Annotated in this window: 19 protein-coding genes; 10 read left to right on the forward strand and 9 right to left on the reverse strand. The window is 71.6% G+C overall.

All coding sequences use genetic code 11. From position 1 onward, the window contains the following. Both IT371_14805 and IT371_14810 read left to right on the forward strand, forming a co-directional pair. The gene (locus IT371_14805; protein MCC6748926.1) at positions 1-2,193 is read left to right on the forward strand and encodes a TonB-dependent receptor; all 2,193 of its coding nucleotides are present in this window, start codon (positions 1-3) and stop codon (positions 2,191-2,193) included. Beyond that, positions 2,190-3,353, forward strand: coding sequence for a hypothetical protein (locus IT371_14810; GenBank protein MCC6748927.1), 1,164 nt, complete (start codon positions 2,190-2,192; stop codon positions 3,351-3,353). Before IT371_14805 ends, IT371_14810 begins: the two co-directional genes overlap by 4 nt. Here IT371_14810 and IT371_14815 read toward each other — a convergent pair. Further along, the gene (locus IT371_14815) at positions 3,237-4,025 is read right to left on the reverse strand and encodes a sigma-70 family RNA polymerase sigma factor (GenBank protein MCC6748928.1); all 789 of its coding nucleotides are present in this window, start codon (positions 4,023-4,025) and stop codon (positions 3,237-3,239) included. The genes IT371_14810 and IT371_14815 overlap by 117 nt on opposite strands. A gap of 207 nt (positions 4,026-4,232) precedes the next feature. Here IT371_14815 and IT371_14820 point away from each other — a divergent pair, with 207 nt between their 5' ends. Together IT371_14820 and IT371_14825 are read left to right on the forward strand one after the other, a co-directional pair. Next, positions 4,233-5,243 carry an AraC family transcriptional regulator gene (locus IT371_14820; protein MCC6748929.1) on the forward strand — a complete coding sequence of 337 codons (1,011 nt, stop codon included), beginning with the start codon at positions 4,233-4,235 and terminating at the stop codon, positions 5,241-5,243. 12 nt (positions 5,244-5,255) lie between these two features. Continuing rightward, positions 5,256-5,813, forward strand: coding sequence for a hypothetical protein (locus tag IT371_14825; GenBank protein ID MCC6748930.1), 558 nt, complete (start codon positions 5,256-5,258; stop codon positions 5,811-5,813). A gap of 23 nt (positions 5,814-5,836) precedes the next feature. On the opposite strand, the gene IT371_14830 is transcribed toward IT371_14825, so the two are convergent. After that, positions 5,837-7,294: an amino acid permease gene (locus tag IT371_14830; protein ID MCC6748931.1), complete on the reverse strand. Its 1,458-nt coding sequence runs from the start codon at positions 7,292-7,294 to the stop codon at positions 5,837-5,839. A 365-nt stretch (positions 7,295-7,659) separates the two neighbouring features. After that, positions 7,660-7,851 (reverse strand): hypothetical protein, encoded by a 192-nt coding sequence (locus tag IT371_14835; GenBank protein ID MCC6748932.1) that lies wholly within the window; start codon positions 7,849-7,851, stop codon positions 7,660-7,662. 559 nt (positions 7,852-8,410) lie between these two features. Here IT371_14835 and IT371_14840 point away from each other — a divergent pair. Further along, entirely contained in the window at positions 8,411-9,634 is a 1,224-nt protein-coding gene (locus IT371_14840; protein ID MCC6748933.1) for an MFS transporter, read from the forward strand. On the opposite strand, the gene IT371_14845 is transcribed toward IT371_14840, so the two are convergent. From IT371_14845 to IT371_14865, 5 genes are read right to left on the reverse strand one after another with little or no spacing between them, the layout of a single operon-like run. After that, positions 9,582-13,196: an efflux RND transporter permease subunit gene (locus tag IT371_14845; GenBank protein ID MCC6748934.1), complete on the reverse strand. Its 3,615-nt coding sequence runs from the start codon at positions 13,194-13,196 to the stop codon at positions 9,582-9,584. The two genes, IT371_14840 and IT371_14845, sit on opposite strands and share 53 nt — an antisense overlap. Before the next feature lie 12 nt (positions 13,197-13,208). Next, positions 13,209-14,726: an efflux RND transporter periplasmic adaptor subunit gene (locus tag IT371_14850; protein ID MCC6748935.1), complete on the reverse strand. Its 1,518-nt coding sequence runs from the start codon at positions 14,724-14,726 to the stop codon at positions 13,209-13,211. Further along, positions 14,723-16,108, reverse strand: coding sequence for a TolC family protein (locus IT371_14855; protein MCC6748936.1), 1,386 nt, complete (start codon positions 16,106-16,108; stop codon positions 14,723-14,725). The genes IT371_14850 and IT371_14855 overlap by 4 nt, the downstream gene beginning before the upstream one ends. A 1-nt stretch (position 16,109) precedes the next feature. Beyond that, entirely contained in the window at positions 16,110-16,886 is a 777-nt protein-coding gene (locus IT371_14860) for a TerC family protein (protein MCC6748937.1), read from the reverse strand. Positions 16,887-16,895: 9 nt separating this feature from the next. Next, the gene (locus IT371_14865) at positions 16,896-17,660 is read right to left on the reverse strand and encodes a haloacid dehalogenase-like hydrolase (protein ID MCC6748938.1); all 765 of its coding nucleotides are present in this window, start codon (positions 17,658-17,660) and stop codon (positions 16,896-16,898) included. Positions 17,661-17,746: 86 nt separating this feature from the next. On the opposite strand from IT371_14865, the gene IT371_14870 reads away from it, so the two are divergent. From IT371_14870 to IT371_14885, 4 genes are all read left to right on the forward strand, one after another. Then, the gene (locus tag IT371_14870) at positions 17,747-18,556 is read left to right on the forward strand and encodes a symmetrical bis(5'-nucleosyl)-tetraphosphatase (GenBank protein MCC6748939.1); all 810 of its coding nucleotides are present in this window, start codon (positions 17,747-17,749) and stop codon (positions 18,554-18,556) included. A 22-nt stretch (positions 18,557-18,578) separates the two neighbouring features. Next, a complete protein-coding gene (locus tag IT371_14875) occupies positions 18,579-19,352 on the forward strand; it encodes a hypothetical protein (protein ID MCC6748940.1) in 774 nt (257 codons plus the stop codon). Between the two features lie 89 nt (positions 19,353-19,441). Next, positions 19,442-20,068, forward strand: coding sequence for a DUF47 domain-containing protein (locus tag IT371_14880; protein MCC6748941.1), 627 nt, complete (start codon positions 19,442-19,444; stop codon positions 20,066-20,068). Positions 20,069-20,071: 3 nt separating this feature from the next. Next, on the forward strand, positions 20,072-21,100 hold the full coding sequence (locus IT371_14885; GenBank protein ID MCC6748942.1) for an inorganic phosphate transporter: 1,029 nt from the start codon (positions 20,072-20,074) through the stop codon (positions 21,098-21,100). A gap of 18 nt (positions 21,101-21,118) precedes the next feature. Here IT371_14885 and ppx read toward each other — a convergent pair whose 3' ends face one another. Next, positions 21,119-22,660, reverse strand: a complete 1,542-nt coding sequence (ppx, locus tag IT371_14890) for an exopolyphosphatase (protein MCC6748943.1) — start codon at positions 22,658-22,660, stop codon at positions 21,119-21,121. A gap of 50 nt (positions 22,661-22,710) precedes the next feature. Here ppx and IT371_14895 point away from each other — a divergent pair, with 50 nt between their 5' ends. Then, complete coding sequence (locus IT371_14895; GenBank protein MCC6748944.1) at positions 22,711-23,226, forward strand: peptide chain release factor-like protein; 516 nt, start codon at positions 22,711-22,713, stop codon at positions 23,224-23,226. The last annotated feature ends 3 nt before the right edge of the window (positions 23,227-23,229 follow it).

Genomic DNA, 23,229 nt, shown 5'->3' on the forward strand with positions numbered 1-23,229 from the left:
GTGGGCCGTCGCCTCTTCGCGCCGATGCTCGCCGCCGCCGCCCTCGTCTGCGCCGGACCGGCGCGCTCCGCTCTCGCGCAGGCTGAGCCCGGGCCGAGCCCCTCCTTCGAGACGGTGGTGCACGGGCCCAAGGGGCCGCCACGCCTGCCGCAGGGGCGCGCCACGAGCCGCGTCGGTCGTGAGGAGCTGGAGGAGCGCCTCCCCAGGTCCACCCCCGATGCGCTGCGCTACGAGCCGGGCGTGTTCGTCCAGCAGACCGGGCACGGGCAGGCCTCGGCCTACGTGCGGGGGCGCACGGGCCAGCAGACGGTGCTGCTCTTCGACGGCGTGCGGCTGAACACCAGCACCTTCCGGCAGGGGCCGAACCAGTACTTCTTCACGGTGGACGCGCGTACGGTCCAGAGCCTCGAGGTCCTGCGCGGAGGGGCCTCCACGCTCTACGGTAGCGACGCGATTGGCGGCGTGCTGCAGGCCAACCCCATCGAGCCGACGCTTCGTGCGGAGGATCGCGGGTGGCGGCGGGTGCGGCCGGCGGCGATGCTTCGTTATGGCTCGGCCGACGGCGAGCTCGGGGGGCGCGTGCAGCTCGACCTCCAGCTCGGCGACCGCGCCGCCTTCGTGGGCGGCACGGGGTACCGGCGCGTGGGGGCGCTCGAGGGGGGCGGCCTGCTGCGGAGTCGCTCGACGGGGGAGCCGTCGCTCGTGCCGCGCCTGGCGGAGGATGGCCGCACGCAGCTCGGCACGGGCTTTCGGGAGCTCGCCTCCGACGGGCGACTCGCCGTGCGGCTCGGCCCGACCTCCCGGCTCGTGGCGGCGCTCTACGACTACCGGCAATTCGACGCGCCTCGCACCGATCAATGTCCGCCGGCCTACGCGCCCCGCTCGGAGTGTCTGCGCTACGAGGAGCAGTATCGGACGCTCGGCTACCTGGCGTACGAAGGGCCCTTCGGCCGGCTCGCCCCGCGAAGCCGCGCGGTGCTCTCGTATCAGCTCCAGCACGAACGACGGGCCCACGAGCGCCCGTACGCCTTCACCGTGAACGGCGGCCGCGACGACGTGCACACGCTCGGGCTCGCGGCGCAGCTCGAATCGCGCTGGTTCGCGGTCGGGCCTCGACTCCGCGCGCGGGTGCGCTACGGCGCGGACCTCTACCACGACTGGGTCGCCTCGACGGCGTGGACGCTCTTCTCCGATCTGGACGACCGGGTCATCCCCTCCACGCGTGGGCAGTACCTGGACGGCGCGCGCTACCTCTGGGGGGGAGGTTTCGCGCAGGGTGAGCTCGGCGTGGCCGAACGCCTCTGGCTGCGCGTCGGCGGCCGCGCGTCGGGCGTCGCGGCGCGGGCGTCGGCGGACCGCGAGTCGGGGAGTCGCGCCGTGAACCGGAAGTTCGGCTCCGCGGTCGGCCACCTCGGGCTCGAGTGGCAGGCGCTTTACGCGCTCGCGCTCTTCGTGCACGTGGATCGATCGTTCCGGGCGCCGAACCTGGACGACCTGACCTCGCGGCAGCAGACCGGCCCGGGCTTTCAGCTCGAGAACCCGGCGCTCGACCCCGAGCACGCGTTGACGGTCGAGGCGGGGCTGCGGCTCGCGTCGCGCTTCGTGTCGGCCGAGCTCTGGGGCTACTGGACCGGCCTCGCCGATACGATCGAACGCGCCCCCCGCAGCGCGGCGTCGTGCCCGCCCTCCTTGCCGCAGTGCGCGGCGTCCTGGTCGCGTTTCCAGCTCGTGAACCTGGACGGCTGGTCGCACCTCGCCGGCGCCGAGGCCGTGCTGCGCGTCACGCTCCCCTTCGGCTTCGCCGTGCGGACCACGCTGGCCTACGCCGTGGGCGAGGGCCCGAGTCCCCTCGGCGCCGCCTCCGGTTCGGTGCCGCTCTCTCGCGTGCCGCCGCTGAACGGCACCGCGGAACTCCGCTACCGTCACCGCGTGGGCCTCTTCGGCGGGGCTGGCCTGCGCTGGGCGCTCGCGCAGAGCCGGCTCTCCCTCGGGGATCAGCAGGACGTGCGGATCCCCGCTGGCGGCACCCCGGGCTTCGCCGTGCTGGAGCTGCGCGCGGGCTACCGCTTCCGGCGACACCTGCTCGTCAGCCTGCTCCTGGAAAACCTGGGCGATGCGGTGTACCGCTATCACGGCTCGAGCGTGAACGGGCCGGGACGCAGCGTGACCGTGAACCTGGAGGGACGCTTGTGAGAACACGAAGGTGCGGGTCGGCCCGGCACGTCCGTATCGCGGTGCTCGCCCTTTGCCTCGGCGCGTGTTCGGCCTCGGACCCCGTCCCGACGGGCGACGCGGGCCCCCGCGACGCGAGGGTGAACGGGCGCGAGAGCGGCACGCTGGCCGATGCGGTCTCGAGCTGCCGCGCGAGCTGGGCGCTCCCGACGGTGACGGGGCAGCCGGGCGGATGCGCGAAGCGGGCGGGTGACTACACGCCGGGGGACGCGGCGGATGGCTGGCCGCCGTGCGTCTCGGACGACGGCGCCTACCACCCCTTCGATCCGAGCATCAGCAGCGCGGCGCGGGTCGCGGCCTTCGAGGAGATCCGGAGCCGACTGCTCGGGGGGGACGCTCCTTCGCGGCAGGCCTTCGTGGACGCGCGGGTGGCCTACTCGCAGCCCGAGGGCCTCCTCTCGCGGGTGGCGCGGCGCGAGGACGAGCACGTCGCGCCGGCGGCCAAGGCGTGCGCCGACATGACCGCGGACGAGCTCTCCGCGAGCCGCGACCGCTGTGCGGGGCCCGCGCAGATCCTGCCGCTCCTCACGCAGGCCTTTGCGGCGGGGGCGCAGGGCACGGAGCCCTTGACCAGCGCGGCCCGCGTCGAGGCGGGTCTCCTCTGGTTCCTCTACCTCTCCGTGCACAAGGAGGCGCTCACCTGCGCGAGCAATCGCAAGGACTGCGACTCCAGCCAGGCCTACTACCACGGCGGCGCGCCGCGGAGCGGAGGGCTCGGACTCGCCCGCTACGTGCGCGACCTCAGTGCGCAGGCGCACGACCGCGTCTGGGACGGTCTCCTTGCCGTGCGCTGCTGGCGCGACCTCGACCCGGCGGACAAGGCGGAGCAGCTCGACCTGCGCGGCAAGGCGGTGGGCCAGCTCGACCGTGCGCTCCTCCGGGGGCTCGCGCTGCTGGTGAAGGCGCGGGTCCAGGCCGCCGCGGACGCGGGGTGCGAGGCCGCGCGGGCCGCGCTGTGGAACAGCGCGCAGCTCGTCGGGCGCATCCTGGAGCGAGAGGCGAGGCTACGCGACGCCGCGCAGGCCGAGGCGCTGCGCGCGGAGCTCTCGCGTCCGCGCGTCGAGGCGCGCGCGGTGTCCGCGGTCCACGGGGCCGTCGAGGCCCTCTTTCCCTGCCCCTGAGGGGCGGCCGAGCGCCTGCCGTTCGAGGCGTGCCACGAGCTGTTCGAGCTTCTTCCGCAGCTTGAACTTCCGGCTGTGCACCGTGTTCACCGCGATTCCGAGCTCGCGGGCCACGTCGGCCGTGGGGCGCTCGTCGCAGAAACAGAGCCAGAGGAACCGCTGGTCCTCCACGGGCAGGTGGGCGAGCGCCCGTCGCGCCAGCTCGGCCGCCTGCTCGGCCTCGAGCTGGGCGTCGGGGCTCTCGTCGGTGACGGCGAGCGGCGCCTCGGCCGCGAGGGCCTCGAGGCGGCTCTTGTGACTCGAGCGCGCTCGCAGGCGATCGATCGTGCAGTTGATCGTGAGGAGCATGAGCCAGCTCGATAGCCGGTAGCCGCGTGCGGGGTCGAAGGCCCGCAGCTTCCGCCGGTCCTCGCCGAGGAGCTGCACCCAGACCTCGGCCACCAGGTCGGCCCGGTCGTCTGCCGTGGCCGCGGCGCCGAACCGGCGCAGCACGCGCGCGACGCAGCCGCTGATGAGGCGTTCGTAGCGCTCGCAGAAGAGAGTCCAGCCTTCCCGGTCCCCCGCCAGCACCCGGTCGAGCAGCGCGAGCTCCTCGGCCGAGGCTCCACCGGCGAGCGATTCTCCGTCCGGGGCTCGAGTGACCTTCCACGCCATCGTGTCTGCAACTGTCATGAAATCCTCTGTGCCTTCCGTCAGATGGTCCGCGTTGACGCCAGCGCCGCTCAGAGTAGCCGCGGAGCCGCGTGGCGCAGTGACGCGTTCCGTCAGAAGCGTTGACAGGTTGCGTCAGGCAGGTGGGAGAAGGTGCTCACATCTGTCCCCGTTGAAGTCCTCGATACCGCCACTAGAATCAACGAACCAGGAGGGCAACCTACAGGTATGCTTTCTGACCACAGCACGGTTTCGGTCCCCTACGTCCGAATGCTCCTCGGTGGCGCGCAGGCGGCGGGCCTGGGGCTGGCGGAGCTTCTGGCCGCGGTGGGCCTTGCGCCCGAGGCGCTCGCCGATTCCGACGGGCGCGTGCCGCGCGAGGCTACCTTTCGTCTGTGGCAGGAGCTGGCCGTCCGCACCCGCGACGACGCGATCGGGCTGCACGTGGCAGAGCGCCTGCAGCCGGGGGCCTTCGCCGTGCTCGACTACGCCGCACGCAACGCCCCCACTCTCGGTGAGGCATTTGCCCGCCTGGCGCGCTACTCGCGGCTTGTGCACGACCTGGCCGAGGTGCGGCTGGAGGTGACCGGCCGGATCGCCCGACTGAGCTACGACGTACCGAAGGATCCGCGCGCCTCGCCGCGCCAGGCGGCCGAGTGGGCCGTCGCGATCTGGCTCGTGGCGGGGCGTCAGATCCTCGAGGAGGAGTGGGTCCCGACGGAGGTCTGGTTCCAGCACGAGGCGCCGCACGACACGCGCGAGCACCGACGGCTCTTCAAGGCGCCGATCGCCTTCGAGCGCAGCACGAACGCGCTGCTGATGGAGGCGGCGCTCCTCGAGCGACCCGCGCGCCGGGCCGATCATCAACTGGGGGCGATCCTGGACCGCTACGCGCAGGACCTGCTCGACCGGCTGCCGAAGGTGGAAGCCTTCACCGACCGCGTGCGGCGGCTCGTGGCGGAGGCGCTTCGCGGGGGCGATCCGTCGGTCGAGGCCGTGGCGCGCCGGCTGCAGATGAGCCCCCGGACCTTGCAGCGACGCCTCAAGGACGAGGGGGCCTCGCACCAGGACCTGGTGGACACGATGCGCTGCGAGCTCGCCACGCAGTACCTGGGCGAGCGGCAGATGGCCATCGGAGAGGCGGCCTTTCTCCTCGGTTTCTCGGAGCCGAGCGCCTTCCACCGGGCCTTCAAGCGATGGACCGGAACCACGCCCGGAGAGTTCCGGCGGACCCAGTAGGGAGGCGCGCCCATGACGACGGTCGCGGAGCCCGGCGATCTGATCCTGGTGCGCAGCCCGGGGCGCATCTTTGCGCTCGGGCGCCGCTTGGCCGGCAACGCCTACGACCACGTCGCCATCGTCGTCGAAGGGGGCGAGACGGTGAACATCGACAAGCCACGCGTGCGGTGCCTTCCGGTGGAGCGACTGCTGCGGGCCTCGCTCGCGCCCCTCGTGCTCCGTCCGGGGTGGCAGCACCCCGACGAACGGCGGGCCTTCCTCGCCTGGACCCGGAGCCTCCTCGGGCGGCCGTATGACCGCCGGCGCACCTACGGCCTGGTGCCCCGGCTCCTCGCCCGTCGGCTGACGGGGATCGCGGTTCCGCTCGCCGCGCCCCGGGTCGACCAGTCGCACTGGATCTGCACCGACGCCGTGCTCCTCGGGCTCGAGCGTTGCCGGCCCGGGTTTCCCGCGGTGCGCGGCCTGGAGCTCGACTGGGTGCGGCTCCGCTGCGGCAGCACGAACGACTTCCTGCGCATTCACGAGGCGCGCCCCGACCTGCTGGCGCGGGTGGAGAGCGGCGCGGCCTGAGGCGCTAGGCGCGGCCTGAGGCGCTAGGCGCGGCCCGCCTTCTGCACCAGGCTGTGGTGCCGACCGTAACCGAAGTAGATCGCCAGCCCGATGGCCAGCCAGACGCCGAGGCGTAGCCAGGTGTCCCGGGGGAGCGCGGCCATCTGCGCCACGCTGATCAGCGCCCCCAGGATCGGCACGAAGGGGGAGAGCGGCGTTTTGAACGGGCGCTCCAGGTCGGGGCGGGAGTAGCGCAGCGCCACCACGCCCACGCTGACGATCACGAAGGCCAGCAGGGTGCCGATGGAGACGAGCTCCCCGAGGATCCCGATCGGGAAGAGGCCGGCGATGATGGCCGCCACGCAGCCCGTGAGGAGGGTCGTGACGTGCGGCGTGTGGAAGCGGGGGTGGATCTTGCCGAAGCCCGCCGGCAGCAGCCCGTCGCGCGCCATGGCGTAGAAGATGCGCGGCTGACCCATGAGGAGCACGAGCACGACCGAGCTCAGCCCGGCGATGGCGCCCACCTTGATCACCGGGCGGAGCCAGAAGAGGGCCGGGCCGGCGGCGTTCACGGCGACGGCGATGGGGTCGGGCACGCCGAGCTGGTTGTAGGGGACCATGCCGGTCATCACCAGGCCGACGATGATGTAGAGCACGGTGGAGACGGCCAGAGAGGCCAGGATGCCGATGGGCAGGGTCCGCTGCGGGTTCTTGGCCTCCTGCGCCGCGGTGGAGACCGCGTCGAAGCCGATGTAGGCGAAGAAGATCACCCCCGCGCCGCGCATCACCCCGCTCCAGCCGAAGTGGCCGAACGTGCCGTCGTTGGGCGGGATGAAGGGGGTCCAGTTCTCCGTGTGGATGTAGGAGACGCCGAAGCCGATGAAGAGCAGCAGGACGACGATCTTGGTCAGCACGATCAGGTTATTGAAGCGGGCCGATTCGCGCATGCCGATGACCAGGATCGCGGTGGCGAGGGCCACGATGAAGATGGCCGGCAGGTTCACGAGCGCGCCCGTGCTCGACCAGCCGTGCACCGCATCGTAGGAGAAGGGGGCGCTGGTGAGCTGGGCCGGCAAAGCCAGGCCGAAGTCCTTGAGGAAGCTCACCACGTAGGCCGACCAGCCGACGGCGACGGTCGAGGCCCCGAAGAGGTACTCGAGGATGAGGTCCCAGCCGATGATCCAGGCCAGAAACTCGCCGAGCGTCGCGTAGGCGTAGGTGTACGCGCTTCCCGCGAGGGGGATCATCGAGGCCATCTCGGCGTAGCAGAGGCCGTTGAAGGCGCAGCCGAGCCCCGAGATGACGAACGAGAGCACGATGGCCGGTCCGGCGTAGCCCGCCGCGGCCTGCCCCGTGAGGACGAAGATGCCCGCGCCGATGATGGCGCCGATGCCGAGACTCGTCAGGTTGAGGGGCCCGAGCACCCGTTTGAGCCCGTGCCCTTCGCCGGGCTCGGCGAGTAGATCCCCGATCTGTTTGCGGACGAACAACCCCTTCGCCATGTCTGCACCTCGTCGGTGCCACATCTACCATGGCCGCGCGGCCCTGGGCTAGAGCGCCGACAGCCCTGCTCAGGGCTCCCGAGTTCTCGGACATGGGGGTATAGAGTGGGCGGCGCGTCGGGCAAGCGCCCCCTCGCGCACCGCCCCGCAGTCGTCGCGCGCCGTGGAGGGGTGGGATGGAGGGTGCCGAGGAGGCCGTGGGGAGAGGAGGCAGGGGGACATGCGAGAGGCGCGACGTGCGGGGCTGCGGACCTCCGGCGACAGCGCCCTGGCGGGCGCTGCTGCCTACGGACGCTGCGCTCGGGGGCCTTGCCCCGCCGCGCCGCTGCCGTTGTCGGGGTGCTCGGGTGGGCCGAGGAGAGGAGCTAGGCCTGAGCGCCCATCAGGAGGTGCAGGAGGTAGGAACGGTCGAATCCGGCGCGCTTTCTGGAGTTGGCGACGCCGACCTTGCGGCGCTGGTCGGTCTTCACGAGGTTGAGGGCGAAGTGGCGCAGGATGGGCACGTTGGCCGCGGCGTTCTTGGCGCGATGCCGGGCCCGGTCCTCGCCAACGGCCACGTCGAGGACCGTGCCCTCGTGGGTCGTCCACCTCCGTGAAGGCCGCGGCTCGTCTTGCCATCGATCGCTATGTGCTTGGCCTCGGCGAGCAGGCGCGAGGCATGTTGGTCCTCGCCGCACACCGCTCTTAGCACCCTTCGGTTCCCTCGAGCCCTCCCGCGCGGTCCATCCTCCACGCCTACGCCGGCATCACCGGGGCCCCGGCGGGCGCGAGGTGACGCGAGGCCCGGGCGGCGTCCGCCAGGGCCCGCGTCACGAGCGCCCAAGGCCCTCCCCAGTCTCTTCCATCCGGAAAACGCGATCGCCCTGCAGCGCCGCTCCGACCCGTTTGGCGATTGACAGACCGTGAGGAGCCGTCGACTGTCATCCGACCTCCGGTCGAGGGCTGGCCCGTAGATGCTCCGTCCCCTGCTTCGCTTCTTTCGTACCGGCGACCCGCAGCCGGTCACCCAGGAGCTGGGAAGCGCTCACGCGCCGCTACCGCCGGTGGCGCTGGAGCATCTTTCTCTCGGCGACGATCGGGTACGGCTTCTTCTACACCGTTCGCCTGAGCCTCTCGGTGGCCAAGAAGCCGCTCCTGGACGCCGGCGTGCTGACGGTCGAGCAGATGGGGCAGGTCGGCTTCGGCATGCTCTTCACCTACGCCATCGGCAAGACCCTCAACGGCTTCATCGCCGACTGGGTGCACCTGGCCCGCTTCATGGCCACGGGCCTGCTCCTCTCCGCGGGAGCCAACGTGCTCTTCGGCCTCTCGGGGAGCTTTCTGGCGTTTCTCGTGCTCTGGTCCTTCAACGGCTGGTTCCAGTCGGTGGGAGCCACCACGAGCGGTGTGACGCTGGCGAGCTGGTTCGATCCGCGGGAGCTCGGCACGCGCTACGGGGTCTGGAGCATCGCCCACAGCCTCGGTGAGGGGGCGACCTTCGTCGGGACGGCGGTGCTCGTGCACAGGGCCGGGTGGCGCTGGGGCTTCATCGGGCCGGGGCTCGTCTGCCTCGCGGTGGCGCTCGTCCTCTATCGGACCCTCGCCGACCGCCCCGTCGCGCTCGGACTCCCCCCCGTGCAGGACCCTGCGGCCGCGCGGGCCCACGAGGGGGCGAGCATCGGCGAGCTGCAGCTCGAGGCGCTCCGCAACCCGATGGTCTGGATCCTCGGTCTCGCCTCGGCCTCGATGTACGTGGCGCGCTACGCCCTGAACAACTGGGGCGTGCTCTACCTCCAGGTCGACAAGGGCTACTCGCTCGTGGACGCGGCCTTCGTGGTCTCGCTCTTTCCCATCGTCGGGATCTTCGGCTCCGCGCTCTCGGGGATCATCTCCGACCGGCTCTTCCAGGCGCGGCGCGGTCCGGTGACCACGATCTACGGCGTGATGCTCGTCGTGGCGCTGGCGGTCCTCTTCTTCTCTCCCCCCGGAAGTCCGTGGCTCGTGAAGGGGGCGATGGCCGTGGCGGGCTTTGCCACCGGCGGGCAGCTCGTCTTCCTCGGGGGCCTGGCCGCGATGGATATCTCCTCCAAGCGCGCGGCGGGGGCGGCGCTCGGCATCGTGGGTGGCCTGAGCTACGCCGGCGCCGCGGCGCAGGACTGGATCAGCGGTGCCATGATCGAGTCCACGCGCCACGTGGTGGACGGAAAGACGGTCTACGACTTCGGGCACGTCCGCTGGGTCTGGGTCGGGGCGGCGGTGGTTTCGCTGGCGCTGGCCATGACGCTCGGCGCGAGCGAGCGCCGCCGGGCTAGTGCGCGGGCGCGGGCCACACCTGCCGACGCGCCGCGGGCCGGAGCGTGAGGTACGCGACCCCGCTCGCGAGGACCAGCAGGCCCCCGAGCGCGAGGAGCGGCGTCGAGAGCGCCCCGGCCGGCGGATAATAGATGGGGGCTACTAGAACAGCGGCTCCAATGAACCACCCCGCCCCCTGGCCGAGGGAGGCGAGCTTCAGCCGCCGGAGCCTCTGCGGGTCGAGCGGTGCGAGGCGCTCCCAGAGGAGCTGCTCCAGCCGCCAGTAGGTGTAGACCACCGGGATGATCTCGAGCGTCAGGAAGGCCGAGGTGAGCAGGCCTCCGACCATCGGCGCGGCGATGCGCTTCATCACGTCGGCCCCCGAGCCCTGGGCCCAAAGGAGCGGGATGAGACCCACCAGCATGGTGCTCACGGTCATCAGCTTGGGACGCACCCGCTGCACCGTCCCTTCCAGGTGCGCCCAGATGATGTCGTCCAGGTCGCGGATCTTCCCCGCCCGCCGGCGCCGCTCGAAGGCCTGGTCGATGTAGACGATCATCACGATGCCGGTCTGCGCGGCGAGGCCCACGAGCGCGATGACCCCCACCCAGACCGCCGTCGAGATCCGGTAGTCGAGCAGCCAGAGCAGCCAGACGCTGCCGACGAGCGCGAAGGGGATGGAGAGCAAGACGATCAGCGTCTCGACCAGGTTGCGGAAGTGGAGCAAGAGCAGAAGCACCACGAGGAAGAGGGTCAGCGGAACGACGAGCTTCATCCTGGCCACCATCTGCTCGAGGAGCTCGTACTGCCCCGTCCACTTGAGGAAGGTGCCGGGCGGAAAGGCGAGGGTCCCCGCCTGCTGGGCGCGCGCCACGGCGGCCTTGGCCTCGGTGACGTAGCCGCCGATGTCCCGCTGGGTCTGGTCCACGTCCACGTAGACGTAGCCCACGAGCAGGCCGTCCTCGTCGCGGATCATGGGCGGGCCCCCCACCACCTTGAGCTCGGCGAGCTGCCCGAGCGGGACGAAGGCCTGACGGGAGCCGCCGAGCGAGGCCGGCTCCCCCGCCGAAGGGGAGGCAGGCGCGCCACCGCCGGTCGACCCCTGCGGTGGCTCGGACATCGGCTCTCCACCCGCGGAGGCGTCCATCGCAGAGGAGCCGGAGCCCATGCCCGCCGAGGCGCTCCCCGCGGCGCGCGGGGGAAGCGGCACGAGCACGCGCTTGAGCCGGTCCAGGTCGTTGCGCAGGTCGTGCGGGTAGCGGACGTTCACGCTGAAGCGCTTGCGGCCCTCGATGGTCACGGTGATCGGAAGGCCGCCCACGGCAGCCTCGATCGTGCGCTGCACGTCCCCGCTTCGTAGCCCGTAGCGTCCGAGCGCGTCCCGGTCCGGGATGATGTCCAGGTAGAGGCCCCCCTCGTTCCGCTCGTAGTAGACGCTGCGCGTGCCGGCGAGGGGGGCGAGCACCCGTTCGAGGCTCGTCCCCACGCGCTCGATCTCCGCCAGGTCGCTGCCGAAGACCTTCACCCCGATCGGGGTGCGAACCCCCGTGGAGAGCATGTCGATGCGGGTCTTGATGGGCATGGTGAAGGCGTTGGTCCAGCCCGGGAACTGCATCTTGTCGTTCATCTCGGCCGTGAGCGCCTCGAAGGAGAGGGGCTTCTCCTCGGGCCAGAAGGGACGCAGGAGGCCCTTGAGCCAGCGCGGGGCCCAGGCGGTGTAGAAGCGGTGGATGGGGACCTTGCGCCACTCCGCGGCCGGGCGCAGCCGGACGGTGGTCTCGACCATGGTGAGGGGCGCGGGGTCGGTGGGCGATTCGATGCGCCCCACCTTGCCGAAGACCGAGGCTACCTCGGGAAAGGAGCGCAGGAGGCGGTCCTGATACTGGAGCTGGCGCTTGGCCTCCTCGATCGAGATGTTCGGGAAGGTGGTGGGCATGTAGAGCAGGTCCCCCTCGTTGAGCGGGGGCATGAACTCGTGGCCGAGGCGGCCGGCGAGGGGGACGGCGGAGAGGACCGCGAGCAGCCCGAGCGCGACGGTGGACTTCGGGTTTCGCAGGGCCACGAAGACGAACGGCTTGTAGAGCCGCACGATGAAACGGGAGAGCGGGTGGCGGGCCTCGGAGAGGATGCGCCCCCGGATGAGCAGGTCGCGGAGCGCCGGCGCGAAGGTGATCGAGAGCAGCGCCGCCGAGAGCATGACGAAGGTCTTGGTGAAGGCCAGCGGCCGGAAGAGCCGCCCCGCCTGTCCGGTGAGGGTGAAGACGGGGAGAAAGGAGACGGCGATGATGAGGAGCGAGAAGAAGATGGCCGGCGTCACCTCCGCCGCGGCGTGCCGCAGGAGCGCCTGGCGGTCGGCACCGGGGGGGGCGGTCTCGAGCTTCTTGTGGGCGGCCTCGATCATCACGATCTCGGCGTCGACGGTGGCTCCGATGGCGATGGCGATCCCGCCGAGGCTCATGATCGTGGAAGGGATGCCGAGGAGGTACATGGGGATGAAGGAGAGCGCCACGCTGAGCGGCAGCGAGAGGATGGGCAGGAGCGCGCTGCGCAGGTGGAGGAGGAAGAGGATGATCACCAGGCTCACCACCACCGCCTCCTCGAGCAGGGCGTGGGCCAGCGTGCGGATCGAGCGCTCGATCAGGCCCGACCGGTCGTAGGCGATCTCCACCTCCACGCCGGGGGGCAGGCTCGGGCGGAGCTCGGCGAGCTTCTTCTTCACGCGCTCGATCACGGCGAGGGCGTTCTCGCCCTGGCGCATGACCACCACGGCCCCCACCGCCTCGCCGTCCCCGTTCCACTCGAGGAGGCCCCGGCGGATGTCGGGGCCGAAGCGGACCGATCCGACGTCGCGTACTAGAACGGGCGTTCCATTCGGCCCGGAGGCGCGCACGGCCACCTTCTCGAGGCTGCCGAGGTCGGTCAGGTAGCCGCGCCCGCGGACGTAATACTCGCGGCCCGAGAGCTCGATGATCCGCGCCCCGGCGTCGTTGTTCGAGTCGCGGATGGCGGCGATGACCTCCTGCAGCGTCACGCCGAAGGCCTGCAGGCGGTTCGGGTCCACCGTGACCTGGTACTGCTTCTGGTAGCCACCGACCGAGGCCACCTCGGCCACGCCGGGGACGCTCCCGAGGGCGTAGCGCAGGGTGAAGTCCTGAAAGGCGCGCAGCTCGTCGAGGCCGTGGCGACCGCTGCGGTCCACGAGCGCGTACTGAAAGACCCACCCCACGCTCGTGGCGTCGGGACCGAGCACGGGGCTGACCCCCTCGGGGAGGCGGCTCCGCGCGGTGCCGAGGAGCTCGCTGACGCGGGTGCGCGCCCAGTAGAGGTCGGTGCCCTCCTCGAAGATGACGTAGATGAAGGACATGCCGAACATCGAGTAGCCGCGGACGTCGGTCACGCGCGGCGCGGCCCGCAGCGCGGAGACGAGCGGGTAGGTGACCTGGTCCTCGAGGAGAGTGGGGCTGCGCCCCATCCACTCGGTGAAGACGATCACCTGGGGGTCCGAGAGGTCGGGGATGGCGTCGAGCTCCACGCGTCGGATCGACCAGACGGCGAGGACGGTGGCGAACGCCACGCCGAGGAGGACCAGCCCCCGGTTGCGCGCGCAGACTTCGATGATCCGCTCGACCATCGACGAGGCCTTTCAGGGGTGACGGTGGAGACCGGCGTCGGAGGGAGCTCGGGGTGCCGCGCCGTCTCTGCCGCCCGAGAGCCCCTCGATGGCGGCGCGCAGGCGGCTCTCCGAGTCGATGAGGAAGTTGGCCGTGGTGACGACGATCTCGCCTTCGCCGACCCCGGAGAGGGCCTGCACCTTGCCACCCGAGCGGGCCCCGAGGCGCACGCGGCGGGGTTCGAAGCGCCCTTCGGAGAGCGCGACGAAGACGTACTGCACGGCCCCCGTGTCCACCACGGCCTCGAGGGGGAGGACGAGCCCTTCGGCAGGCTCCAGGTCGATGTTCACGTCGCCGTACATGCCCGGGCGCAGGCGGAGCTTGGGGTTCTTGAACTCGAGGCGCACGCGCAGCGTCCGCGTCTCCGGGTTGAGCGTGGGGTGGATGAAGGTCACGCGTCCGGTGAAATCCTCGGCCTGGCCGCGCAGGGCGAGCCGGGCCGTCTGTCCGACGGTGACGCGGGGGATCTCGTACTCGTAGATCTCGGCGAGGACCCAGAGCGTGGAGAGGTCGGCCAGCTCGAAGAGCTCGGTGCCCGGCTGGACGAAGAGGCCGTGCAGGGCGGTCTTGCGCGCCACGTAGCCGCTGATGGGGGCGCGGAGCTTCACCGCGCGGATGCGCTCGCCGGTGCGCTTGAGCTCGTCGATCTCCTTGGCGGAGATGCCGAGGAGTTCGAGGCGCCGCCGGGCGTCCTCGAGGAAGTTCTCGCCCAGCCGGGAGCTGCCTCCGTCGCGCGTGGCACCGGAGGACCACTTGAGCGCGTTCAGGTACTCCTGCTGCGCGGTGAGGAGCTGGGGGCTGTAGATCGTGGCCAGCGGGTCGCCCTTCTTCACCCGGGCCCCGGTCTGCGAGACGTAGAGGTGCTCGATCCAGCCGGAGAAGCGGGTGTGCACGTGCGCCACGCCGGTCTCGGTAGCCGAGACGAAACCGACGGTGCGGAGGTTCGGGACGAGCCGCTCGCGGGTGACCTTGGCCGTGCGCATGCCGATGAGCTGCACCCGATCGGGGGAGAGCTGGAGCGGGGCGAGCCCGGGGACCCCGTGCCCGCCGTGGTCGGGGCCAGCGGTGGGCCGGGGCTCGAGGCGCATGCCGCAGATCGGGCACTCGGCTTTGCTGTCCGAGGAGGTCTGGTCGGGGTGCATCGGGCAGGCGTAGACCGGCCCGGTGGCGAGGACCGTCTTCTGTCCGGCCCGGGCGTCGGGCTTCTCCGGCACGGGGACGAGGCCCATGCCGCAGATGGGGCACTCCCCGGGACGGTCCCGCACGATGGTCGGGTGCATCGGGCAGTGGTAGCGCGTGGCCTTGGTCGCAGGTGGCGTCGCGCTCTCGCGGCAGGTCGTGCGCAGCGCCAGGACGGCCAGGAGCGCCATGCCGGCGACGAGGCTCCAGCGCACGACGGCCATGGCGCGCGTCCCCGGGGGCGGGGGCTCCTTCCCCTCGGGGAGGGGCTCGCCGGGTCCGTGGGTCTCTCGGCCTTCGGGTTCCGTCATCGATCCCCCCCGGAGGTGGGCGCGGGCGCCACGGGGCGGCCGACCGCGCGTTCCAGTTCGACCTCGGCCGCGGCGAGCTGCGCCAGGGTGCGGTGCTCCTCGAGGCGGACCTCGAGGAGGGTGCGCAGGGCATCCACGAGAGCCGACGCCTCGCCCTGTCCCGCGGCGTAGGCCGCGCGCGCTGCGTCGAAGCTCTGGCGGGCCTGCGGGAGGAGCTCGGTGTGGATGAGGTGGCGCGTCCGGCCGAGGGTCTGGACGCGGACGAGCGCTTCGCGCAGCTCCTGGCGCAGGAGGTTGGCGAGGTTCTCCTTCGCGCGGCGGTCCGCGGCGAGCAGCGCCTCGGCCTCGCGCTGCCGGTCGGCGTAGAGCGGATTGAGCCACGGCAGGTTCGCCCCGAGCATCAGCCCGTAGGTATGGATGGAGTCCATCGCGGCCGGCATGACCATGTAGTCCGCGCCGATCATCAGCGTCGGCCAGCGGGCGACGCTGCGCGAGGCCTCGACGGCGGCGGTGCTCCGGAGGACGGCGTGATCGGCCGCGCGGAGCTCCGCGCGATGCTGGTGGAGCAGGGCCTCGAGCGCCGCGGCGGAGAGGCTCTGCGGGGCGAGGGCGGGGGGCGGAGGGACCCCGAGGGGGGCGTCGGGGCGCCGGGCCATGAGCGTGTTCAGTTGCAGGCGGGCCAGGCGCCGCTCCTCGTCCAGGCCGAGCAGGCGCGCACGCTGCCGCGTCTGTTCGAGGACCAGGCGCAGCACGTCGTGCTGGCTCCCCTGGCCGCTCTGGTAGGTGGCGCGCGAGAGCTCCACGAGGCGCCCGACCAGCGCCACGTGCTCCTGCTGCAGCTCCAGCTCGCGCTCCGCCTGGTAGAGCTGGATGAAGGCCCGTCGGGCTCGCGCGAGGAGGTCACGCTCCTTGGCGCGCAGGAGCTCGGCGGCGGCGCGGGCCTCCTCCAGCGCGACGCGGGAGCTCGCGTCGCGGAGGCCGAGGGCGGGAAAGGATTGCCGCAGGCCGAAGGCGATCCCGTCGGCCCGGTCGAGCCGGTGCGGGCGCACGACCGGCACCCCGCGCTGCTCGTACCGGAGCTCCAGGTCCGGAAGGCGGCTGGCCGCCGGAACCCGCTCGAGGAGGCCCCCGAGGCGGCCTCGCGCTTCGGCGAGCTCCGGGTGCCGCTCGCCGATGAGGCGCAGGATGGTCGTCAGACGCGGCGCACGGGCGAGCTCGGCCTCCAGGTCGCCTGGCGGGGAGGCGGGCCCGCGGCGGCTCGCTGGCGCGGCGCTCTCGCGGAGGAGCGCGTCGTAGCTCTGGCGGGTCGCGCCGGTCAGGCAGCCCGAGCCCGTCCCCACCAGCGCCCAGCACGCGGCCAGGGAGATGACCGACGCGTGCATGTCACCCCTGCTCGGGTCCCGGCGCGCGCGCCTTTCGGACGCGCAGGTTGAGGAGCTCTACGCCGAGAGCGAAGGCCATGGCGAAGTAAACGTAGCCCTTCTCGATGTGGCGCTCGAAGCCCTCGGCGAGGAGCATCACGCCGATGAGCAGCAGGAAGGAGAGGGCGAGCATCTTGAAGGTCGGATGGCGCTCGATGAAGTCGCCGATCTTGCCGGCGAAGAGGAGCATCACGACCACCGCGAGCACGACCGCCGTGATCATGACCCACAGCGCGCGCGCCATCCCCACCGCGGGGATCACCGAATCCAGGGAGAAGACGATGTCGAGCAAGATGATCTGAATGATGATGCTGCGCATCGAGGCGTACTTCGTCACCCCCTCGGCGGTGGCCTCGTGGTCCTGGATCTTGTGGTGGATTTCGTAGGTGGCCTTGGCGATGAGGAACAGCCCGCCCACGATGAAGATCAGGTGGCGTCCGGCGAAGTCGTGCCCCACGAGGTGAAAGAGCGGCTTGGTCAGCTTGCTCACCCACTGCAGGCCGAGCAGGAGGAGGACGCGCACGACCATGGCCAGGGCCAGGCCGATCCGGCGGGCTCGGTTGCGTTTCGAGGGCTCGAGGCGTGCCGAGAGGATGGCGATGAAGACGACGTTGTCGATGCCCAGCACGATCTCCATCGTGGTGAGCGTGAGGAGCGCCAGCAGGTTCTCCATGGTGAAGATGTCTGCCACCGGTTCCGTCTCCTTGCCTGGCCGCGGGGCCAGGCGCGCGTCGTGCATCTGCTCCGGTCAGCGGCCGGGGCGCGAGGGAAGCAGCGCCTCGAGCACGCCGGGCGCCGTCAGATCTTCGAAGGCTGCCACTGCTCCGACGGCGAGCAGCGCCTCGGTGCGGTGCCCGCCGGTTGCCACGGCCACGCATTCGCCCCCGACCGCGAGCGCGGCCGCCACGTCGCGCGGGGTGTCCCCGACCACCACCACCCGGCAGTCTCCGGCGTCGCAACCGAGGCGGTCGGCGCCTCGACGAGCGCCGGCGCGAATCAGCTCGGCGCGCTCCTCGTGGTCGCTGCCGTACCCGCCGAAGGCGAAGCGACCGGACAGACCGACCCGGGCCAGCTTGAGCTCGGCGCCGCGCTCCAGATTTCCGGTGCCGAGCCCCACCGCGACGGTCGTCCGATCGGCGAGCTCGTCCAGCGCGTCGAGGAGCTCCACCACGCCCGGGAGGAGCTCGTAGTCGGCGAACCCGTCGAGCTCCTCTTCCAGGAGCAGGAGGTAGCGGGCGAGGAGCTCCTCGACCGCCGATTCCGCCGCGGGGACCGGTCCCTCCGAGCCGGGAGGAAACTCCTGCACCGCGGTGACGACGGCGCGGGCGATGGAGCGGTCGGTCAGCCCGTTGAAGGAGAAGCGGCAATGTTCGCGCGCGCGAAAGAGGTCGTCCGCGGCGCGCTCGAAGGCCCGGCGACCCGCGCCGATGCCCGAGGTGGAGTGGATGAGCGTGCCGTCGATGTCGAAGAGCAGCACGGTCGGTTGCCGTCGATGCGGACTCGGGCGATTCACGCGCGCAGTATAGCGCGACTCGGGGGGGCCAACGAGTTTGCCGCACCCCCCCGCTGCGACGGATAATCGGAGCCGGAATCGACGCCATGGCCACCTTCGCGGTTGGAGACGTTCACGGCTGCTATCGGACGCTCAGGGCGCTCTTGCGGCGGGCGGGGCACGCGGCGCGGCGAGATCGCGTGTGGTTCGTGGGGGACCTCGTGAACGGTGGGGCCGCTTCGCTCGAGGTGGTGCGCTACGTGGCCGAGCTCGGCGAACGGGCCGTGACCGTCCTCGGTAACCACGAACTGCACCTGCTCGCGCGCGCGGCGGGGCTCGCCCGGGCGCGCCGGCGAGACAGCCTGGAGGCCCTCCTCTCCGCGCCGGATGCGGAGGCCCTGCTCGAATGGACCCGCACGCGACCGCTGCTCCACCGTGCCGAGCCGTTCGTGCTGGTGCACGCGGGACTCCTTCCGGCGTGGAGCGTCGCGGAGGCGGCCGACCTCGCCGTGCGGGCGAGCGCGCGTCTGACCGTCGCCGAGGGGGCGACCTTCGCCGTCGAGAGCCGTCGCGGGCAGGAGGTCGCGAACCCGGCTGACGAGCGACAGGTGCTGCTCCACGCCACCCGGGCGTTCACGCGCCTGCGCTGCTGCACGCGTGAGGGCGTCCTCGACGACGGCTTCACCGGCCCTCCCGAGGAGGCCCCCGCCGGAACGTACCCCTGGTTCCAGGTGCCCGGCCGGAGGAGCGCGGAGGCGACCGTCGTGTGCGGTCACTGGGCGGCAGCCGGGTTGCGACGGCAGCCAGGCCTTCTCGCCCTCGACTCCGGGTGTGCGTGGGGGAGGACTCTCTCGGCGGTGCGCCTCGAGGATGGCGCGCTCTTTCAGGAGCCGCTCGCCGATCGTCTGGTGCCGTGAGTCCGTGGTAGGATCGTCGCGCGTGACTTTCGTTGCCCCTCGTCTCGACCGCCGGATGGGCGGTTGGCGTCTCCTGCTAGCGACGATCCCCGTCCTCGTCGCCGGGTGCCCGGGGGAGTCGGGTTCGGTAGACCCCACCTGCAAGCGCGTCCCGGGGTGCGAGAGCCGGACGACGGTCTGTTGCAACGCCGATCGAAGGTGCGAGCAGCAGGTGTGCGAGGGCGTGCGCTGGACCTGCATCGAGACGGGCGGGGAGCTGGCGTGGAGCCAGGTCTCCGTCGGCTGTGCGGCAGGCGACGGGGCCGTGGCGCCGATCGATCAAGGGCCCGTGCGCGACACGCAGGGCCCAAGGCGTGATGGGCCGGGGCCGGGGCGTGACGTGCAGGGGCCGGCCTCGGACCTCGGCACCTGCGCGTGCCGCGCGGGGACGACGCGGCCGTGCGGAAGCTGCAGCCGGGGTACCCAGACCTGCAAGCCCGACTGCTCCGGCTACGATCCGGTGTGCAAGATCGCCTCCGACGTTTGCCAGCCGGGGAGCACGCGCGCCTGCCCGAACGGGTGCGGCGAGCGCACCTGCAACGCGAGGTGCGAATACGGAGCGTGCAGCGGGTCCGCCGACGGGGGGTATCTCAAGCCGAGCGAGAGCACCTGCTGGTCGCCGAATCACTGCGGCGTGGGGGTCGGGCGGTGCGTCGCGTGCTGGTACCTCTGCACGGTGGACGGCAACCTGGTCAAGGACGCCTGGTGCGCCACGGGATGCAGCTCGTGCACCGAACCGTACGTTCCCTGTCCCTGAGGCGCGTCGCTGGGCTCGGGCGCGCCACCCAAAAAGCAGTTGACAGAAGACCCCCCGCCGTCGTTTGTGACTCCCGAGACGGAGGGTCCATGTTCAAGCGCCTCTTGCCGCGCGAGACCAGTTTTTTCGATTACTTCGAGCAGCATGCCGCCCTGACCCTCGAGGGGGCCAAGGAGATGCTGTCGTTGGTCTCCACGGGGGCCAACATCCCCGCGAAGGCCAAGCGCATCAAGGAGATCGAGCACGAGTGCGACGTGCTCACCCACCGCTGCATCGCCGCCCTGCACAAGACCTTCATCACCCCCATGGAGCGGCACGACATCCACAAGCTGATGTCCAAGATGGACGACATCATGGACTACGTGGAGGCCGCGGGCGACCGGTTCGCCGTCTACGAGGTGCCCGAGATGCGTGCCGAGGCGCGGGACCTCGCCGACGTGATCGTGCGGTCGGCCGAGGTGATCCAGCAGGGCCTGGCGGCGCTGCGGTCGGGCAAGGACGGCGACGGGGTGCTGAAGTGCTGCGTCGAGATCCACCGGCTCGAGAACGAGGGGGACGCCGTGCTGCGCTCGGCCCTCGGGCGGCTCTTCAAGGAAGAGAAGGACGCCATCTCGGTCATCAAGTGGAAGGAGATCTTCGAGCAGCTCGAGAACGCCTCCGACTGCTGCGAAGACGTGGCGAACGTGCTCGAGGGCGTGGTTCTCGAGAGCGCCTGAGTCATGGATCCCATCTGGTACCTCGTCATCGCCACCGTCCTCGTGGCCCTGGCGTTCGACGTGATCAACGGCTTCCACGACGCGGCGAACTCGATCGCCACGGTGGTCTCGACGCGCGTGCTGAGCCCGCGAGTCGCCGTGCTCTGGGCCGCCTTCTTCAACTTCGCCGCGATGTTTATCTTCGCGCCGAAGGTGGCCGACACCGTCTCGAAGATCGTCAAGGTGCAGCCCAAGGACCCGGTCTACGTCTACGTGGTGCTCGCGGGGCTCGTCGGGGCCATCGTCTGGGACCTCCTGACCTGGTGGTGGGGACTCCCCACGAGTTCCTCCCACGCGCTGATCGGCGGGTTTGCGGGCTCCGGGGTGGCGCACAAGGGCTGGAAGGCCCTGCGCTGGGACAAGCTCATGAGCACGGTGAAGTTCATCCCGCTCGCTCCGCTCATCGGGCTCGTGCTGGGCTCCGCGCTCATGCTCTCGGTCTTCTGGATCTTCCGGCGCTGGTCGCCCACCCGGGTGGATCGCAGCTTTCGCCGGGGGCAGCTTCTCTCGGCGGCGCTCTACTCCCTCGGGCACGGCGGCAACGACGCGCAGAAGACCATGGGTATCATCGTGGCGCTCCTCGTCGCCGCGGGGGCGCTCGACCCGCACGTGGACCTCTCGCTGCGCGACAGCCGGACCATCTGGATCATCCTCTCGTGCCACGCGGCGATGGGGATCGGCACGGCCCTCGGCGGGTGGCGCATCGTGAAGACCATGGGGATGAAGGTGACGAAGCTGAAGCCCGCGGGCGGGTTCTGCGCCGAGACGGCCGGGGCCTTCACCCTCTTTCTCGCGACCCACGGGGGGATCCCCGTCTCCACCACGCACACCATCACGGGAGCCATCGTCGGCGTGGGCTCGACCAAACGCCTGTCGGCCGTGCGCTGGGGCGTCACGACGCGCATCCTCTGGGCCTGGCTCCTCACCATCCCGGCGTCGGCGGCGGTCTCCTTCCTGACGCTGCACCTCTTGCGCCTGCTACGCGGTGCGTGAGGGCCCGGCGCGGCGTCGTCAGGTCCAGCTCAGCTTGAAGCCGACCACGCGCAGGCGGGCCGTTTCCTCCTCGAGGTCGGCCCGGGTCAGCGGGTGCTCCTCGAGCCAGCCCGGCGGGAAGACGACCGTCAGGCTCTCCTTCTTCGGTACGAGGGTGAGCTGCGGCGCGGGGCGGGGGCCGCGGTCGCGATGCAGGAGGACGGCCAGTCGCAGGAGGACGCAGAGGCGGAGCGTCTGACGTGCGAGCTCCGGAGACGCCCCGGGCGTAAGCGGCCGGGGCAACTTCCGCCGGTGCCCGCGGACCAGGGCCGAGAGGAGGGCCTGCCCGTCGCGGGAGAAGCCCGGGAGGTCGGCGTTGCTGATCAGGTAGGCCCCGTGCTTGTGGTACCCCGCGTGGGCCACCGAGAGCCCCGCCTCGTGCAGGCGCGCGGCCCAGCTCAGCGCGCGACGCGCCGACGGGTCGAAGAGACTCCACGGCAGGGCCACGCGCTCCAGGCAGGCGAGGGCGGTGGCCTCCACGCGGGCCGCCTGCTCCAGGTCCACCTGATAGCGCTCGCAGAAGCGCCGGACGGTCTGGTCGCGGATGTCCTCGTGCCGGATGCGCCCGAGGAGGTCGTAGAGCAGCCCCTCTCGGAGGGCCCCCGACGAGGGGCGCATGGCCTCGATTCCGAGCGCGTCGAAGACGGCGCACAGGATGGCGAGTCCTCCCGGCAGAACCGAGGCCCGCTCCGCGTGGAGCAGCGGGAGCTTCAGCCGACGCACGTGACCGGCCACGAGCAGCGCCTTCTTCAGCTTGCGGAGCCCCTTCAGCGTGACGTCGCGCTCGGCCCAACCCGTCGCGCGCAGGATCTGGCCGATGGTGACGATGGTGCCCGAGGAGCCCACGCAGGTGCGCCAGCCCATGGCTCCGTAGGGGCGCTGGATCGGCTGCAGCTCCTGTCCGGCGGCGATCTCGGCCTGCGCGAATTCGGCGCGGCCGATGCGCCCTGTCGGGAAGAAGCGCTGCGTATAGCCCACGCACCCCATGTAGAGGCTGTCGGTGAGCTGCGGCTCGAACCGCTCCCCGAGGATGACCTCCGTGCTGCCGCCGCCGATGTCCACCACCAGGCGCCGACCGTGCTCCTCGGCCAGGTCGTGCGCCACGCCGAGGTAGGTGAGCCGCGCCTCCTCGCGTCCCGAGATCACCTCGATGGGATGGCCGAGCGCGCGCCGGGCCCGGCGCAGAAAGGCGCGGGCGTCGCGCGCCTGGCGCAGGGTGTTGGTGCCGACGGCCCGCACCATGGCCGGTGGGAGGTCTCGCAGCCGCTGGCGGAAGCGGGAGAGGCAGTCCAGGGCCCGCGTCTCGGCGTCGGCCGTGAGGCGTCTCTCGTCGTCGAGGCCGGCGCCGAGCAGCACGCGCTCTCGTCGGCGGTCGAGCACGTCGAAGTGGCCCCCCACCACGCGCGCCACGATGAGGTGGAAGCTGTTCGAGCCGAGATCCACCCCGGCGATCGTGTCGCCCTCGCTGCGGGCCGGCGCGGCGGTGACGAGGCCGACGGGGGTGGAGGCGCGACGGGCCATGCGGGGCCGGACCGTAGCACGGCGGCCGCGGCCCGTGCGATGCTCCGAGGGTGACGGGACCGACGAAGAGCGACTACCTCTGCCTCGGGGACGCCGAGCTGCTCGCGCAGTGCGAGGTGGATAGGTACCGCGGCTCCGGACCCGGCGGGCAGAAGCGCAACAAGACCGAGAGCGCCGTCCGGCTCCGCCACCTGCCGACGGGGCTGCAGGTCGTGGCGACCGAGAGTCGCTCGCAGCACGAGAACCGCCGTCGGGGGCTGCGACGCCTGCGCGAGCGCATCGCCCTCGAGGTGCGGCGCCCGCTCGTGCTGCAGGGTTACGCGCCCCCGCCAGAGCTGCTCGCGCTCCTTGCCGCGTCGCGCTCCTCGGTGACCCGCGAGACGCACCTCCGCGCTCTCCAGGGGCTCCTCGACCTCTTCGCGGCCCTGAACGGGTCGGTGCGCGACACGGCCGAGAGGCTCGGGGTCAGCACCGCGAGTCTCTCGCGCCTCCTCCTCGCCGACCCGCAGGTGACCGCCACCGTGAACCGGCTACGCGCCGAGCTGGGGCTGCATCCGCTGCGGTGAGCT

Source organism: Deltaproteobacteria bacterium (genome assembly GCA_020848905.1).
GTDB lineage: Bacteria > Myxococcota_A > Polyangia.

Coding starts and splice junctions, on each gene's coding strand:
- IT371_14820 (MCC6748929.1), top strand. CDS start 4,233: ATGCTTTCTGACCACAGCACGGTTTCGGTCCCCTACGTCCGAATGCTC.
- IT371_14850 (MCC6748935.1), bottom strand. CDS start 14,726: ATGACGGAACCCGAAGGCCGAGAGACCCACGGACCCGGCGAGCCCCTC.
- IT371_14855 (MCC6748936.1), bottom strand. CDS start 16,108: ATGCACGCGTCGGTCATCTCCCTGGCCGCGTGCTGGGCGCTGGTGGGG.
- IT371_14860 (MCC6748937.1), bottom strand. CDS start 16,886: ATGCACGACGCGCGCCTGGCCCCGCGGCCAGGCAAGGAGACGGAACCG.
- IT371_14845 (MCC6748934.1), bottom strand. CDS start 13,196: ATGGTCGAGCGGATCATCGAAGTCTGCGCGCGCAACCGGGGGCTGGTC.
- IT371_14870 (MCC6748939.1), top strand. CDS start 17,747: ATGGCCACCTTCGCGGTTGGAGACGTTCACGGCTGCTATCGGACGCTC.
- IT371_14825 (MCC6748930.1), top strand. CDS start 5,256: ATGACGACGGTCGCGGAGCCCGGCGATCTGATCCTGGTGCGCAGCCCG.
- IT371_14880 (MCC6748941.1), top strand. CDS start 19,442: ATGTTCAAGCGCCTCTTGCCGCGCGAGACCAGTTTTTTCGATTACTTC.
- IT371_14815 (MCC6748928.1), bottom strand. CDS start 4,025: ATGACAGTTGCAGACACGATGGCGTGGAAGGTCACTCGAGCCCCGGAC.
- ppx (MCC6748943.1), bottom strand. CDS start 22,660: ATGGCCCGTCGCGCCTCCACCCCCGTCGGCCTCGTCACCGCCGCGCCG.
- IT371_14885 (MCC6748942.1), top strand. CDS start 20,072: ATGGATCCCATCTGGTACCTCGTCATCGCCACCGTCCTCGTGGCCCTG.
- IT371_14830 (MCC6748931.1), bottom strand. CDS start 7,294: ATGGCGAAGGGGTTGTTCGTCCGCAAACAGATCGGGGATCTACTCGCC.